This window comes from Promicromonospora sukumoe, from assembly GCF_014137995.1.
Classification (GTDB): Bacteria; Actinomycetota; Actinomycetes; order Actinomycetales; family Cellulomonadaceae; genus Promicromonospora; species Promicromonospora sukumoe.
The window spans coordinates 3,286,961-3,302,915 of the sequence record NZ_JACGWV010000001.1 but is presented as its reverse complement, the minus strand read 5'-3'; the positions used below and the strand labels follow the sequence as shown (position 1 = coordinate 3,302,915).

12 protein-coding genes are annotated in these 15,955 nt (G+C 73.0%); 8 read left to right on the top strand and 4 right to left on the bottom strand.

Annotated features, from left to right (window positions below):
• The first annotated feature begins 301 nt into the window (after positions 1-301).
• The 4 genes from FHX71_RS14635 (at position 302) to FHX71_RS14620 (ending at position 6,037) form a co-directional block, all read left to right on the top strand.
• On the top strand, positions 302-3,703 hold the full coding sequence (locus FHX71_RS14635; RefSeq protein WP_182617477.1) for a CARDB domain-containing protein: 3,402 nt from the start codon (positions 302-304) through the stop codon (positions 3,701-3,703).
• A gap of 96 nt (positions 3,704-3,799) precedes the next feature.
• A complete protein-coding gene (locus FHX71_RS14630; protein ID WP_182617475.1) occupies positions 3,800-4,252 on the top strand; it encodes a GNAT family N-acetyltransferase in 453 nt (150 codons plus the stop codon).
• Positions 4,253-4,412: 160 nt separating this feature from the next.
• Entirely contained in the window at positions 4,413-5,558 is a 1,146-nt protein-coding gene (locus FHX71_RS14625; protein ID WP_182617473.1) for a DUF4190 domain-containing protein, read from the top strand.
• Between the two features lie 98 nt (positions 5,559-5,656).
• Complete coding sequence (locus tag FHX71_RS14620) at positions 5,657-6,037, top strand: hypothetical protein (RefSeq protein ID WP_182617471.1); 381 nt, start codon at positions 5,657-5,659, stop codon at positions 6,035-6,037.
• A 3-nt stretch (positions 6,038-6,040) separates the two neighbouring features.
• On the opposite strand, the gene FHX71_RS30065 is transcribed toward FHX71_RS14620, so the two are convergent.
• Together FHX71_RS30065 and FHX71_RS14610 are read right to left on the bottom strand one after the other, a co-directional pair.
• Complete coding sequence (locus FHX71_RS30065) at positions 6,041-6,868, bottom strand: DUF4253 domain-containing protein (protein ID WP_220489691.1); 828 nt, start codon at positions 6,866-6,868, stop codon at positions 6,041-6,043.
• A gap of 111 nt (positions 6,869-6,979) precedes the next feature.
• Complete coding sequence (locus tag FHX71_RS14610; RefSeq protein WP_220489690.1) at positions 6,980-7,237, bottom strand: hypothetical protein; 258 nt, start codon at positions 7,235-7,237, stop codon at positions 6,980-6,982.
• A 26-nt stretch (positions 7,238-7,263) separates the two neighbouring features.
• Between FHX71_RS14610 and FHX71_RS14605 the strand changes: the two genes are divergently transcribed.
• The 4 genes from FHX71_RS14605 to FHX71_RS14590 all read left to right on the top strand — a co-directional run bounded on the left by FHX71_RS14605 (position 7,264) and on the right by FHX71_RS14590 (position 10,938).
• Positions 7,264-7,785, top strand: coding sequence for a CGNR zinc finger domain-containing protein (locus tag FHX71_RS14605; protein ID WP_182617469.1), 522 nt, complete (start codon positions 7,264-7,266; stop codon positions 7,783-7,785).
• Positions 7,786-7,899: 114 nt separating this feature from the next.
• A complete protein-coding gene (locus tag FHX71_RS14600; RefSeq protein ID WP_182617467.1) occupies positions 7,900-8,889 on the top strand; it encodes a phosphodiester glycosidase family protein in 990 nt (329 codons plus the stop codon).
• Positions 8,886-10,052 carry a glycosyltransferase gene (locus FHX71_RS30060; RefSeq protein WP_182617465.1) on the top strand — a complete coding sequence of 389 codons (1,167 nt, stop codon included), beginning with the start codon at positions 8,886-8,888 and terminating at the stop codon, positions 10,050-10,052. Before FHX71_RS14600 ends, FHX71_RS30060 begins: the two co-directional genes overlap by 4 nt.
• Positions 10,045-10,938, top strand: coding sequence for a VOC family protein (locus FHX71_RS14590; RefSeq protein WP_182617462.1), 894 nt, complete (start codon positions 10,045-10,047; stop codon positions 10,936-10,938). Before FHX71_RS30060 ends, FHX71_RS14590 begins: the two co-directional genes overlap by 8 nt.
• A 20-nt stretch (positions 10,939-10,958) precedes the next feature.
• On the opposite strand, the gene FHX71_RS14585 is transcribed toward FHX71_RS14590, so the two are convergent.
• Positions 10,959-14,219: a family 78 glycoside hydrolase catalytic domain gene (locus FHX71_RS14585; RefSeq protein WP_182617459.1), complete on the bottom strand. Its 3,261-nt coding sequence runs from the start codon at positions 14,217-14,219 to the stop codon at positions 10,959-10,961.
• A 260-nt stretch (positions 14,220-14,479) separates the two neighbouring features.
• Positions 14,480-15,874, bottom strand: coding sequence for an FAD-binding oxidoreductase (locus FHX71_RS14580; RefSeq protein WP_182617456.1), 1,395 nt, complete (start codon positions 15,872-15,874; stop codon positions 14,480-14,482).
• Positions 15,875-15,955 lie beyond the last annotated feature (81 nt).

The following is a 15,955-nucleotide window of genomic DNA, read 5'->3' as shown; positions in this document are numbered from 1 at the left end:
TGCCGACGACGCCCCGGCGCGCTCCGGGACGCCCCCGGACCCTTGACGCCCCAGGTTTCGCCCTCGTAATATCCCAACCGCAAGACTGCAAGAATTTGACAGACAACGAGCACAAAGCAGTGCACGTACTGCAACTCTGCACTCTCGCCCCCGGCACGCAGCCCTCCAGCGGGCTGCCTCGGTGGCGCCGACCCGATCCACCCAGGACGTCGACGCACCAGCTCCAGCCGGTCGCGCCGTCGTCGGGCGACGATGCCCGCGGGTGGCCGAGCCCGCCCCCGGCGGGAGAACGAGGACGTTCATGAGAATCCCCTGGAAGCACACGGTCGTGACGGGCGCCGCGCTGGCGCTCGTCGCGCCGCTCGGCCTGGCCGTCGTCGCGCACGCCGCGGACGCCACCAACCTCGCGCTCGGCAAGCCGATCACGGCGTCGTCCGTGACGCAGAACTACGTCGCGGGCAACGCCAACGACGGGAACACCGGGTCCTACTGGGAGGGTGCGGGCGGGCAGTACCCGGCGCACCTCACGGTCGACCTGGGTGCGGAGGCCGACGTCGAGCGCGTCGTCGTCACGCTGCCCCCGCCCGCCGCGTGGTCGCCGCGCACCCAGACGTTCAGCGTGCTCGGCCGCTCCGAGGGCGAGTCGTCGTACCGGACGCTGAAGGCCTCGGCGGCGTACGCCTTCGACCCGGCGAGCGGCAACAAGGTCGAGATCCCGGTGGACGCGGAGGCCGACGAGGTCCGCCTCGCGTTCAGCTCCAACACCGGCGCGGGCAACGGCCAGGTCTCCGAGCTGCAGGTCTGGGGCACGCCCACGGGCGATCCCGACCCGACCGACCCGCCGGACCCGACCGATCCCACCGACCCGACCGGCACCAACTACGCCCTGAACCGGCCGGCCGCCGCGTCGTCGACCGAGTGGACGTACGTCGCCGCGAACGCCGTGGACGGGCAGACGAACACCTACTGGGAGGGCGCCGGCGGGCAGTACCCGTCCACGCTCGACGTCTCGCTGGCCGCGCCCACGCAGGTCAGCAGCGTGCGGGTGCGCGTCAACCCCGACGGCGCATGGGGCCAGCGCACGCAGACCTTCTCCGTCTGGGGCCGCTCCGGCACGGCCGCCTGGCAGGAGATCAAGGCGTCCGCCGCGTACGCGTTCGCGCCGTCGAGCGGCAACCTCGTCGACATCCCCGTGAGCGGCACCGTCACCGACGTCCGGCTGCGGTTCACCGCCAACACGGGCGCGGGCAACGGCCAGGTCGCCGAGCTCGGGGTCTACGGCGCCCCGGCGCCGAACCCGAACCTCACGGTCACGGCCGTGACGGCGTCCCCGGCGTCGCCCACCGCGACCACACCGCTGACGCTCACGGCGACCGTGCGGAACACGGGCGACCGGGCCTCGGCGGCCACGACGCTGGACGGGAAGCTCGGCGGCAGCACGGCGGGCTCGGCGAACGTCGCCGCGCTCCAGCCCGGCGCGACCGCCCAGGTGCAGGTCGCTGCCGGTACGAAGCCCGCCGGTGAGTACACGGTCGGCGCCGTCGTCGACCCCGGCAACACGGTGGCCGAGCAGGACGAGACCGACAACGGGTTCACGGCCACGGCGAAGCTCGTCGTCGGCGAGGCGCCCGGGCCCGACCTGGAGGTCGTCTCGGTCACCTCCAACCCGGCCAGCCCCGCCGTCGGCGCGGCCGTCTCCTTCTCCGTCCAGGTGCGCAACCGCGGCAACCAGGCGGTCCCGGCCGGCTCCGTCACCCGCGTGGTGGCGGGTTCGACCACCCTGAACGGCACGACGCCGGCCGTTCCCGCGGGCGGCACCGTCACCGTCACGCCGTCCGCGACGTGGACGGCGACCAATGGCGGCGTCACGGTCACGGCCACGGCCGACGCGACCGACGTCGTCGACGAGACGAACGAGGACAACAACACCGGCACGCTCGCGGTGACCGTGGGCCGCGGCGCCGCCGTGCCGTACACCACCTACGAGGCCGAGGACGGGCAGCACACGGGCACGCTGCTCCAGACCGACCCGCTGCGCACGTTCGGGCACACCAACTTCGCGACCGAGTCGTCGGGCCGCGAGTCGGTGCGGCTGAACAGCACCGGCCAGTACGTGCAGTTCACGTCGACCAACCCGACCAACTCGATCGTGGTGCGCAACTCGATCCCCGACGCCGCGGGCGGCGGGGGACAGGAGAAGACGATCAGCCTCTACGCGGACGGCCAGTTCGTGCAGAAGCTGACCCTCTCGTCCAAGCACTCGTGGCTGTACGGCACCACCGACCAGCCCGAGGGCCTCGTCAACACCCCGGGCGGCGACGCCCGGCGCCTCTTCGACGAGTCGCACGCCCTGCTGAACCGGTCCTTCCCGGCGGGCACGGTGTTCAAGCTGCAGCGCGACGCCGGCGACGATGCCGCGTTCTACATCATCGACCTGGTCGAGCTCGAGCAGGTCGCGCCGCCCACGTCCAAGCCGGCGCAGTGCACGTCGATCACCGAGTACGGCGCGATCCCGAACGACGGGCTGGAGGACACGGCCGCCATCCAGGCCGCCGTCACCGCCAACCAGGAGGGCGAGATCGACTGCGTGTGGATCCCGGCCGGCCAGTGGCGCCAGGAGAAGAAGATCCTCACCGACGACCCGCTCAACCGCGGCACGCACAACCAGGTGGGCATCAGCGACGTCACGATCCGCGGCGCGGGCATGTGGCACTCGCAGCTCTACAGCCTCATCAAGCCGCACCTCGCCCCGGGCGTCATCAACCACCCGCACGAGGGCAACTTCGGGTTCGACATCGACGACAACGTCCAGATCTCCGACATCGCGATCTTCGGCTCCGGCGACATCCGCGGCAACAACGGCCAGGAGGAGGGCGGCGTCGGCCTGAACGGCCGGTTCGGGCAGAACACCAAGATCACCAACGTGTGGATCGAGCACGCGAACGTCGGCGTGTGGGTGGGGCGCGACTACACCAACATCCCCGAGCTGTGGGGCCCCGGCGACGGCCTGGAGTTCTCCGGCATGCGCATCCGCAACACCTACGCGGACGGCATCAACTTCAGCAACGGCACGCGCAACTCGCTCGTCTTCAACTCGTCGTTCCGCAACACGGGCGACGACGCGCTCGCCGTCTGGGCCAACCCGTACGTCAAGGACCGCAACGTCGACATCGGCCACGACAACGCGTTCCGCAACAACACCGTCCAGCTCCCGTGGCGCGCCAACGGCATCGCGATCTACGGCGGCTACGACAACTCCATCGAGAACAACCTGGTCTACGACACCATGAACTACCCCGGCATCATGCTGGCGACCGACCACGACCCCCTGCCGTTCTCGGGGACGACGCTCATCGCCAACAACGGCCTGTACCGCACGGGCGGGGCGTTCTGGAACGAGGACCAGGAGTTCGGGGCGATCACGATCTTCCCGCAGACCCACGACATCACCGGGGTCACCATCCGCGACACGGACATCGTCGACTCCACGTACGACGGCATCCAGTTCAAGAACGGCGGCGGCAACATGCGCGACGTCCGCATCACCAACGTGCGGATCGACAGGTCGAACAACGGGTCCGGCATCCTCGCGATGGGCGGCGCTCGTGGCAACGCGATCCTGTCGAACGTGACCGTCACCAACTCCGGTGAGGGGGACGTCGAGAAGGAGCCGGGTTCGCAGTTCGTGTTCACCGGGCAGTAGTTCGACGGCGGGGCGTCGGCACGTGGTGCCGGCGCCCCCTTAATACATGTCGGAGTGTGATCTTGAGTGTCAGTGGTGGCGCGTACCTTCGGAGGCATGGTGCTGCGACTCGAGGAACTGAGCGTCGACAATCTCGGCGACGTCCTGCGCCTGCCGCCGCAGGCCGCGGACGACGAGCCGGTCGCGCCCACGGTCTGGTCGGTCGCCGAGGCGTACGTCCATCCGACGGCGTGGCCCCGGGCGGTGACCGACGACGGCGTGGTGGTCGGCTTCGTCATGGCGAACTGGAGTCCCGAGGAGCCGGAGCCGGCCTTCCGCGCGGGCATCTGGCGGCTGAACGTCGCGACGGCGGCGCGGGGGCGCGGGGTGGGGCGGTTCGCCGTCGAGCAGGTCGCCGCCGAGGCCCGACGCCGCGGCGTGGACCGGATCACCGTCCTGTGGGACGCGACCCATGCCCGGAGCCCGGAGCAGTTCTACCTGAGGTGCGGGTTCCGGCCCACGGGCGAGCTGCTGGGCGAGGTGGTCGGGGAGCTCGACGTGCGGGTGTGAGGCGCGCCGCGCGCTTCACCCCGGGGGCCGTGGTGATCCTGCGGGTTTTTCCCACAATTGTCCGATCTTGGCCCGTAGGATTCCTTCTCATGAGAGCGCCCGTGCTCCGGATGAACGCGCTGGTGGCGGGCGTGACGCGACGCGGCGACAGGGGAGCACGGTGGACGAGCGGGAGTCCGAACGGACGCGCGACCTGAGGTTCACCGCGCCGGAGCCGCCGGCGTCGGACACGCTGCCGCTGGCTCCGCCGTCGGCCGGCGGGGCTGGGGCGCCCCCGCCCGGCGCGCCGCCGTCCGTGGTGCCGCACCCGTACGCACCGCACCCGTACGCCCCGGGCCCGACGCCGTACGGTGCGCCGGGCGGGCCGCCGGCTCCGACCAACTCGCAGGCCACCGCGAGCCTCGTGCTCGGTATCGCGTCGCTGTTCCTGGGCCTGCTGTTCGTGCCCTCGATCCTCGGTGTCGTGCTGGGGATCGTCGGTCTCGCGCGCTCGGGCCGCACCTCCCCGCCGACCGGGCGCGGGGCCGCGATCACGGGCATCGTCCTGTCGGTGGTCGGCGCGGCCCTCGGGGTCGTCACCGCGGTGACCGTCTCGAACCTCGTGTCGGACACCGCGCGGACCATCGTCGAGGACGCCGCCTCGGCGGCTCCCGAGGCGTCCGCGGGTCCCGACCTGGACGAGTTCGTCGCGGTCGACGCCGCGGAGTGGGAGTCCGTCGTCAAGCACCCGGGCCGGGCCGAGGGGCGCGCCGTCGTGGTCTACGCCGAGGTCGCGCGGTTCGACGGCACCACCGGCGACGACCGCTTCCTGGGCGGCGTCGGCGTCGACCAGCCTGGGTCCGAGCGCGAGCTGGAGGACCCGGCCGTCGTCGTCGGGGACGTGCCGCTGCTCGACGGCGTGGAGACCGGCGACGTGCTGCGGATCCACGCCGTCGTGACCGGTTCCCTGGAGCTGGATACCCAGCTCGGGGGACTGTCCGAGGTGCCGGTGCTGACGGTCGCGCAGGTGGAGGATGTCGGCTTCGTCGACCTGCGCGAGGACCTCGCGGTCGGCACGCCCGAGGAGGTCCAGCCCGGCTGGTTCTCGCTGCCGGTCACCGTGACGAACACCGGAAGCCGGCCGTTCACCTACAGCGCCACGGTCACCGCCGAGAGCAAGGACGGCGAGGAGACGTACGGCAAGGGCACCGTGTACGTCGAGAAGATCGGCGCCGGCAAGAAGGAGAAGACCACCGTCGACTTCTTCGACGAGGTCCCGGTCGACGCGGTGTTCCGCGTCGAGTCCGTGGAGCGGTACGCCGAGTGACGGCGGACGAGTGGCACCCGGACATGCGCCGTGACGTCCTGCCCGGTCCGTCGGCGCAGCTCTGGGGTCAGGTGTGGCGCGGCGCTGCCCTGGCATGGGTGCCGCTGCTCGTCGTGACCCTCTTCGCCGCGGTGCGTGCCGAGGACGCGGGCACCCCGGTCTATCTCTTCGTCTCGTTCGCGGTGTGGCTGGTGTGCGTGATGCTCGTCGGCGTGCGCGGTCTCAGACCTCTCGTCTGGCTCGAGGAACGCAGGCAGCGGATCGAGGCGGCCGCCGGGTACACCACGACGTTGAGTGATGACATCGCCGACGAGGCGATGGTAGAGCTCGACGTCGTGGACCCGCGGTCCGGGCGGGTGATCCGGCTGGCCGGTGAACGGATGCCCAGGGCGTTCTTCAACGACCGGCAGGCATTCATGAGTGACCGCCGTCGTCGCGCGCGGGAGGCGGCCCGTCAACGGAGCGACGTCGAGCGGTAGCGGTCAGTCCCACCAGAAGGTCCAGCTGTTCGCCCCGACGAGCGCGGCGGCATATGCGTCGAGCGACTCGTAACCGCCCTGCCACAGGTTGTCCGGGCAGAACGCGAAGTGCTCCAGTGCCACGGCACGGGCGTGGTCGAGGTCCTTCGGCGGCCGGGCGACCGACACCCAGAGCCTGTCGGACCCGAGGCCGACGACACGCACCCCGAACCGTTCCTCCCAGGTCCGCAGGGCCGCTGAGATCAGCTCGACCTGGTTGGTGTGGTTGCACGGTCCGTCCCAGCCGACGAGCGTGAGAGCGCCGGCGCCGGTGTCGGCGGGGATCAGGCCGAGGCGCCACCGCGGCGGTCGGCCGTGGAGGTCCGGGTCGTCCTGGAGATGGGCCGCGTACTGTTCGGCCATCGCCCAGGGGCTGTCCTCGCCGGTGCCGGCTGGTGCGAGCCCCGGCCAGGGGCCGGCGGGCCACTCCTCCTCAGGGATCTCGTCCTCGTCGTCCTCCTCCGGCTCCCGGTCCTCCTGGAGCCGGTCCCACAGCGTGCGCAGGGCCGTCTCGGGATCGACGTCGAGGCCGCCAGCCGTCCCGAAGAACGACCAGCGGTCGTTCCTGCTGTCGTCATAGTCGTGCTCCAGCAGCACCGGATAGAGGCCGGACCGCTCGTGGTCGTTCCGGAGCCGTGTCCACGTCACGCCCGCGGCGTCGACCGGTGCGTCCGACATCCACAGGAGGCCCCTCGCCGGCGCGGCGGACGGCGCTCTGTCGTGCTCGGCCGTATCGACAATGCGGCCGGCCGGCAGGGCCTCGGGCAGTGCCGGGAAGTTTGTGTGCGTCACGGCTCGCACGGTATCCGGCACCACTGACACGGGCCGTTGGCCGAGCAGGCGGAGGTCCGTATCCGGGCTGGTGGCACGTGGCGCGGGCCACCGCCGGTATCGACGACGTCGTCAGGGTGCTGACCGTCGCGCCGTCCGCTCCGTAGCGCCGACCGCCCTGCTCAGGGGTGCCGGCGGCGCGTCCGTCCGGGCCTGCAGGTCCACGCGGTGCGCCCCGCACCCCGTGCACCGGACGTAGAGCACGTGACCGGCCGACGTCGGGTGGCGCGATTCCGTGGTCCACGAGTGCTCGTGCCCGGCCTCGCGGGCGGCGTCGGCGGGGGCGCTGGGGCTGGTCAGGGGCGCGCTCATGGTGTCGCTCGTCGTCATGGCACCCACGATGCTGTAATGGCCTTATGCATCTCAACCCTTACGGCGAGTACGCGGTGCTGCTCGCCGCGTCCCTCGCCAACGACTGGCCGGCGGACCGGGCGGGGATCGAGGCCCGCACGCGCGAGTTCGGCATGACGATGGAGTTCCGGGAGGCGCCGGCGGACCATGCGCGCTCGCGCCAGGTGATCGACGACTGGCTCCGCGTCGTCGACGCCGCCGACCCGGGGGAGCGCGCCGCGCTGCTGAACGCCCAGATGGCGGCGGTCGCGGCGTACCCGCGCCTCACCGACCACGACGGCGAGGGCTGGCACCTGCACTACCGCGACGACAACCAGGTGCTGTCCGCGGTGCTGCGCGCCGTGATCGGCGTCGGCACGGCGTTGCACCTGGTCACGCGGGGGATGCACCGGCTCGGGCGGTGCGCGTCGGAGCCCTGCGCCAACGTCGTCGTCGACGTGACCCGCAACGGGCGGCAGCGGTACTGCTCGGTGCGCTGCGCCAACCGCGCTGCCGTGCGGCGGCACCGCGAGCGGGCGGTCCCGTAGGTCCCGCAGGAGCAGGGCGAGGCCCGACGTCGTCCAGGAGACGCCCAGCACTCTCGGAGAACTCCGAGCCGCCCCGGGGCGCAGGCATAGGCCGACCGCGTTCCATCGGTTCGCATGAGCACATCGACCCACCACCCACGCCGCCGGCGCCGGATCGCCCTCGCGATCACCGCCGGCCTCCTCCTGCCCACGGTCGGCGGCGTCGCCTGGGCCGCCGACCGGTACCTCGTCGAGCACGTCGAGATCGCCGACGTCTCCGCCTACGAGGCCGAGCAAGGCGTCACCTCCTCCACAGGCGGCGCCGACGACGACAGCAGCTCCGACAGTGACGCCGACGCAGCCGACGCCGACGCGACGGTCACCGACGACTCCTACACCTCGGACGACACCGGGATCACCGTCAGCCAGGTCAGCACCGGCGAGGGCGACGACACGGTCACCTACTACGTCGCCGACGTCCAGGTCGACGACGCGACGCAGCTCCGCTCCGCGTTCGCCCAGGACCAGTTCGGCACCAACATCACCGACGAGACCAGCGACATCGCCGATGACGTCGGCGCCGTGCTCGCCGTCAACGGCGACTACTACGGGTTCCGCGACACCGGCATCGTGATCCGCAACGGCGTCGTCTACCGGGACGACGGTGCCCGCGAGGGCCTCGCCTTCTACACGGACGGCCACGCCGAGGTCTACGACGAGACCACCACCACGGCCGACGAGCTCGTCGCCGACGGCGTGTGGAACACCGTCTCCTTCGGCCCCGCGCTCGTCGAGGACGGGTCGGTCGTGGACGGGATCGAGGACGTCGAGGTCGACACCAACGTCGGCAACCACTCCATCCAGGGCGAGCAGCCGCGCACCGCCATCGGCGTGATCGACGAGAATCACTACGTCATCGTCGTGGTCGACGGGCGGCAGGAGGGCTACAGCCGCGGCGTCACCCTCACCGAGCTCGCCCAGATCATGACCGACCTCGGCGCCACCACCGCGTACAACCTCGACGGCGGCGGGTCCTCGACGCTCTACTTCGACGGCGAGGTCGTCAACCAGCCGTCCAACGGCGGCGAGCGCGCCACCTCCGACATCCTGTACGTGGCGGGGTGAGGGCGGTGTCCGTCGGCCCGGAGCCCGTGACCCCCGTCGTCGTCGTGCCCGCCTACCGGCCCGACGCGCGGCTGACCAGCCTGCTCGACGGCCTCGCGGCGCGCGGCCTCACCGACGTCCTGGTGGTGGACGACGGCTCCGGTCCCGCCTTCGCCGACGTGTTCGCCGCCGTCGAGGCCCGGGGCGTCCCCGTGCTGCGGCACGACCGCAACCGTGGCAAGGGCGCGGCCCTGCGCACCGCGTTCGCGCGGCTGCTGGCGGGCCCCGGCACCCCCGTTGTCACCGCGGACGCCGACGGGCAGCACACCCCGGACGACGTCCGCGCCGTCGCCGACGCCCTGGTGGCGGGGGCGGGCGACGTCGTGCTCGGCGTCCGATCCTTCTCCGGGCCGGACGTGCCGCTGCGCAGCCGTGTGGGCAACACCGTCAGCGCGCACGCCTTCCGGCTCGCCACCGGCGTCCGCCTGCCCGACACCCAGACCGGGCTGCGCGGCTACGCCCCCGACCTGCTCCCGCGTCTCCTGGCTGTGCCCGGCGACCGGTTCGAGTACGAGCAGCGCGTGCTGCTGCGGGCCACGCGCTGGCCCGTCCGGCTCGCCCAGGTGCCGATCACCACCGTCTACCTGGAACGCAACAGCTCGTCCCACTTCCGGCCGCTGCACGACTCCGCGAGCGTGCTGGGCCCGCTGCTCGCCTTCGCCGCCTCCGGCCTGACGGCGTTCGTCCTCGACGCCGCGCTCCTCCTCGCGCTCCAGGCGCTCACGGGATCGCTCCTCGTGAGCGTCGTCGGCGCCCGCCTCGTCTCGGCCGGCGTCAACTACCTGGTCAACCGCCACCTCGTCTTCCGTGCCGGACGACGCGCCCCCGCCCGGCGGTCCGCCGTGCAGTACGCGACGCTCGCGGGCCTGCTGCTCGCCGCGAGCTACGGCATGCTCGACGCCCTGACCGGCACGCTCGGCGTGCCGCTGTTGGCGGCCAAGGCGGTCACCGACGCGACGCTGTTCCTGGCGGGGTACACGGTGCAGCGGCACGTGGTGTTCGCGGGGGACGAGAGCACGGTCGCGCCGGCTCCGGTGAGCGTCGTCCCGGCCCAGCGGCGGATGTCAGTGGCGGGAGGCAGGATCGTCAGTAGCGCAACCCCATCTGGAGGACGGCATGGCTGACACACCCACCACCCCTCGGACCTACCCGCACGGCGTGCCGAGCTGGGTCGACCTGGAGACGTCGGACGTCGACGCGGCGCTCGGCTTCTACGGCGACCTGTTCCACTGGCGGTTCACCGAACAGCTCCCGCCCGGCGCGCCCGGGCGCTACGTCGTCGCGTCGCTGGACGACTCCGGCGGCACGTCCGTCGCCGCCATCGCCACGCCGTCCGCGGGCCTCGACGGCGAGGTCGCGTGGCACACCTACCTCGCGGTGGACGACGTCGACGCCGCCGTCGCGCGGGTGACCGAGTTGGGCGGCGTCGTCAGCTCGCGGCCGGAGGACGTCGGGCCCCCGGACCACCGCGCCGGGCGCATGGCGCGGATCGTCGACCCGCAGGGCGCGCCCAGCCGGCTCTTCCAGGCGGACGGGCGGCCCGGCGCCCAGGCCGTCAACGCGCCGGACACCTGGAACTTCAGCAACCTGTTCACGCCGGACCTGGACACCGCGCTGCGGTTCTACGGCCCGCTGCTCGGCTGGGAGCGCACCGACGACCTGGGGGCGGGCATGGCGCGCGTCCCCGGGTACGGCGACCACCTGGCCGCCACGGTCGACCCCCGCATCAACGAGCGGCAGGAGGGTGTGCCGCCCGGCTTCTCCGACGTCGTGGCCGGGATGCTGACCGGTGAGGGCCCGGCGCACTGGCAGGTGACGTTCGCCGTCGCCGACCGGGACCGGTCCGCCGCGGACGCCGAGCGGGGCGGAGCGACGGTGCTCCACAAGGAGGACGGCGAGTGGAGCAAGGAGGCGCTGATCCGCGACCCGTTCGGCGCCGAGCTCGTGCTCGCGCAGTTCGACCCGCCCGAGTCGTACCTGGAGGCGGAGCGGCAGGCCCCGAAGGCCTGAGGCCTCCGGGGCGGACGGCGCTACGCGACGAACGTGTACCGGCCGGAACCGACCCGCACCAGGACCGCGCCGTCCTCGGCCGCGACGTCGCGGACCCCCTCGGCGCGCCCCAGCGGGCGGCCCTGCTCGGTGACGGCGTCCGGGTCGTCGACCGGCAGGCGCACCGTCGCGGTCGACCCCACGGGCACGGTCACGCTGAGCCGGAGCCGCCCGCCCGTGCGCCGCCACGCGCTGGACACGGTGCCGTACGGCGTCCGCACGCTCGCGCTCGCCCGGTCCAGGTGCTCCGTGACCGCCGGGGCGATCGTCAGGTCCCGGAACCCGGTCTCGGGCGAGGCCTGGATGCCCGCGACGTGCTGGTAGAACCAGTCGTCCACGGTGCCGAGGAAGTAGTGGCCGTAGGAGCGGGCCTCCCGCGACCAGTGCTCCCACATCGAGGTCGCGCCGCTCTCGATCATGTAGCCCCAGCTCGGGTAGCCGGTCTGCACGGCGAGCTGGTAGGCGACGTCGGCGTGCCCGTGCCGGGTCAGCACCGGCAGCAGCCACTTGGTGCCGAGCACCCCCGTGTTGAGCTTGGTGCCCTTGGCGCGCACGTCGGCCACGATGCTGTCCACGACCCGCGTCGTCGTCGCGGCGTCCGGCACGAGCCCGAACTCCACGGCCAGCACGTTGTGCGTCTGCCGGTAACCCCGGTCCCCGGTGCCGCGGTAGTGCCCGGCGTCGGCGTCGAGGAAGGCGTCGTTGAAGGCGGCCCTGATCGTGGCGGCGTTGCGGGCGAAGTGCTCGACGTCGGCCGCCTTGCCCAGGAAACCGGCGCTGCGCCGCATCGACGTCGTCATCGCGTAGAGGAACGCCGTGGCGGAGACCCGCAGGTCCTCCGGCGCGTTGCCGCCGGCCGGGCTCGCCTCGGGGCTCACCCAGTCGCCGAGCCGCGCGTCGGGCACGATGCCGCCCTGGGAGCGGTCGAACTCCAGGTCGACGTACCGCTTCATGCCGTCGTAGCAGTCGGTCAGCACGCGGGTGTCGCCGCCGTACTGGTAGAGCCACCAGGGGATCATCACGTACGCCGCGTGCCACGGCGGGCACACGCCCCACTCGCCCCAGTCGCCGGAGCTCGGCGCGATGACCAGCGGGCGGCCCGCCTCGTCCCGGGTCTCGTGCACGTCGCGCAGCCACTTGGCGAACAGCTCGTGCACGTCGAGGTTGACCAGGAACATCTCGGCGCCGACGGCGGCGTCGCCGGTCCAGCCGTTCTTCTCGAACATCGGGGTGTCGGTCGGGATGCCGTGGATGTTGTTCTTCAGCGTGTCCACCACGGCCCGGTGCGTGCGGTTCATGATGTCGCTGGAGCTGTCGAACGTCCCGGTCTCGGCGGCGGCCGTGTGCACCACCCGCGCGGTGAAGGCCGACAGCGGCGGCGGCCCGTCCTGCGGCCAGCCCGTGACCTCGATGTACTGGAAGCCCTTGTACGAGAAGCGCGGCTCCCACGTCTCCGGCCGCGCGGTGCCGGCCAGCGTGAACCGGTCGGTCTGGAACCCGGCCTGGAACCCGCCGTTGTTGCTCAGGTTCACGCGCCCGGCCGCGGTCAGCTTCTCGCCGTGGGCGGCCCGGACCGTCGCGCCGGCCGGACCCGTGACGGAGTACCGCACCCAGCCCGCGATCACGCGCGGGAACTTCACCACGTACACGCCCGGCTCGGGCTCGGTCACCTCGACGGCGGGCAGCGACTCCGTGACCTCGATCGGCTGCTGACGCTGGTTGACCAGCACGCCCCGCGGCCCGGGCGCCACGGTGACCGGCGCCCAGCCGGCGTCGTCGAACCCGATCGTGTCCCAGCCGGGCAGCGCCCGCCGCGCGTCGAACCGCTCGCCGCCGTAGAGGTCGTCGAACACCGTCGGACCCGCGTGCAGGCGCCACGTCCCGTCCGTGACGACGCGCTCGACGCGCCCGCCGGCGTACTCCAGGCGCAGCACCGCGCGCGCCACGGGCTCGTCGTGCCACGGCGGCGCCTCCCAGCGCCACACGTTGCCGCCGGTCATCCCGTAGAAGCCGCGGCCCAGCTCGACGCCCAGTGCGTTGCGGCCCCGGCGCAGCCGCCGCGTCACGTCGGTCGCGGTGTACTGCACGGTGTCGTCGTAGTCGGAGAACCCCGGCGCCAGCACGCTGTCGTCGGCGGGCCGCCCGTTCACCGACACGGCGGCGTACCCGCCCGCGGCCAGGTACAGCGTGGCGCTCGCGAGCCCGGCCCCGACCTCGATCTCCGTGCGCAGCAGCGGCGCCGGCTGCGGGTCCGGCGTCGGCAGCCGCACCCCGCTGCCCCACGGGCCCGAACCGTAGGTCGCGATCTCGGCGGCCTGCTCCCAGCCTGCGTCGTCGAGGTCGGGGCGGGCGAAGTCGTCCGCGAAGTCGGTGGCGGCCTTCCACTCGTCCCCGCTGGTCAGGGTCGCGGTGGTCCCGTCCGAGTAGGTCAGGCGGACGACGGCGAGCACCGCGCCCGCGCTGACGGCGTCGTTGGTGCCGCGTACAGCGAGCACCGTGCTGGACGCGCCCCCGGACAGGTCAGTCGCGAAGAAGCGCCCCGCCTGCCAGCCGTTCTCGGCGGGCTCGGTGCCGCCCACCTCGGTGCCGTCGACCCAGAGCGTGAAGGAGTCGTCGGCCGTGATCAGAGCCTCCGCCCGGGTGGCGTGCGCGCCGTCGGGCGCGGGCCGCGTGACCCGGAACGCCCGGTCCTGGCCGGGCAGGTCGCCCTCGGCCGCCCACATCCACGCGGCGCCGTCGAACCGCAGGTCGGTGACCTGGTCCGGGACGCGCTCGTTGCCGATCCAGGCGGCGCCCGCCCAGTCGTCGTCGGCGTACAGCCCGGTGCGGAAGCCCGACGTCGCCGACGCCGCCCCGTGCGTGGTGACGACGTCGACCCGCCAGGTGTGCTCGGTCGCGGCGTCGAGCGAGGGCCCGGCGTACTCGACGTTGGCCGACTCGGGGGAGCGCACGACGCCGCTGTCCCAGACCGTGGTGGGGCGTGGCCCCGTGGTGCTGACCCGCAGGCGGTACGACTTCTGCTCGACGCCGCGCCGCTCGGTCGCGACGGTCCAGGAGAACCGGGGGCGGTCGACGTCGATCCCGAGCGGGCTGGTCTTCTTCTCGACGAGGGGGTCGGTCAGCCGGAGGGCGCCGGGCTGGCCCGGCAACGCGGCGGCGGTGCCGGCTGTGCCGACGGGCAGGGCGGCCGACGTCGACGCGACGCCGGCGGTCTTGAGGAACGTTCTGCGGTCCAGGGCCATGACGCCTCCAGGCGGGTGCGGTGTCGAGAGAACGAGCTCCGTTGCAACGTTTCAAACACGCGGTCGCCAGTGTAGGGGTGCCGGGTCGCCGGGGACCAGGGGGTGAATCAGGCCGTTGAGGCCCGCGGTTCGCCCGGAGGCTGGCCGACCCGCCCGGTGTGCTGGGACGACCGGCGATTACGGACCATGCACCTGCTGCCAGGGAGAGCGCTGTCCTGGCAGCAGCTGCATGGTCCGGTTTGTCCAGCCGGGTCAGCCCGTCAGCCCGCCGCCGGGAACGCCTTCCCCGGGTTCAGCAGCCCCCGCGGGTCCAGCGCGTCCTTGATCGCCCGGTGCATCGCGAGCACCGCCGGGCTCAGCTCGGCCGCCGCGCCCGGCAGCTTCAGCAGCCCGACGCCGTGCTCGCCGGTCACCGTGCCGCCCAGCGCCCGGCACTCGTCGACGATCCGGTCGAACGCCGTCTTGGCGCGGGCCTTGGCGGCGTCGTCGCCGTCGGGCGCGATGATCAGCGGGTGGAGGTTGCCGTCGCCCGCGTGCGCGATGTTCGCGATCACGACGTCGGCCTCCCGGGCGATCCGCTCGATCCGGCTCAGCATCTCGGGTACGGCGCCGCGCGGCACGCAGACGTCCTCGGTGAGCACGGGGCCGAGCCGTTCGAGCGCGGGGTAGGCGAGGCGGCGCGCGAGGAAGAGCCGGTCCACCTCGTCCGCCTCGAAGGCGCGCTCCACCTGGGTGCCGCCCGCCTCCTCGAAGAACGCGGCGACCCGGTCGGCGAGGGCCTCGCCCGCGGCGCCGGGTTCGTCGACCTTCGCGAGCAGCAGCGCGGCCGCGCCCTCGGGGAGCGTCCAGCCCTGCCAGTCGGCGACGGCGCGCAGGCAGGTGCTGTCGATGAGCTCCAGCGCGGCGGGCACGATGCCGGCGGCCGAGACGGCGGCGACGGCGTTCCCGGCGTCGGCCAGCGAGGGGAACCAGCCGACGATCGCCCGGTCCTCGCGCCCGCCGAGCGGGCGGAGCTTGAGCGTCACGTCGACGACGACGCCCAGCGTGCCCTCCGACCCGACCATCAGGCCCGTCAGGTCGTAGCCGGTGACGCCCTTGGCCGTGGTCCGGCCGAGCCGGGCGACGGAGCCGTCGGCGAGCACCACCGTCATGCCGAGCACGTAGTCGCGGGTCACGCCGTACTTGACGCAGCACAGGCCGCCCGCGTTGGTCGCGACGTTGCCGCCGATGGTCGAGATCGCCTGGCTCGCCGGGTCCGGCGGGTACCAGAGCCCGTGCTGCGCGACGTGCCGGCGCAGGTCGTCGTTGAGCACGCCCGCCTCGACCACGGCGTACCGCTCCGCGGCGTTCACCTCGACGATCCGGGTCATCCGCTCCAGCGACAGCACGACGGCGCCGGCCATCGCGTTCGCCCCGCCCGACAGGCCCGTCCCGGCCCCGCGTGGGACCACGGGCGCGCCGTACTCGCCCGCGATCCGCACGGTCGCGACGACGTCGTCCAGGCTCGTGGCGAGCACGACGGCGGCGGGCGTCGCGTGGTCGGCCCACTCGGCGTCGTCGTGGGCGTAGCGCTCGACGTCCTCGGTGAGCACGGCGCCGTCGGGCAGGCTGGTTCGCAGGGCCGCGGCGAGCGCGGGGGAGTCGGTGCGGGTCATCGTCTCGGATCGTAGCCCGCCGCCCAGGGACGGTTGCCCGCGGAAACCTGACCTGCGGAAACGCTGCCATACTTTCCGCGC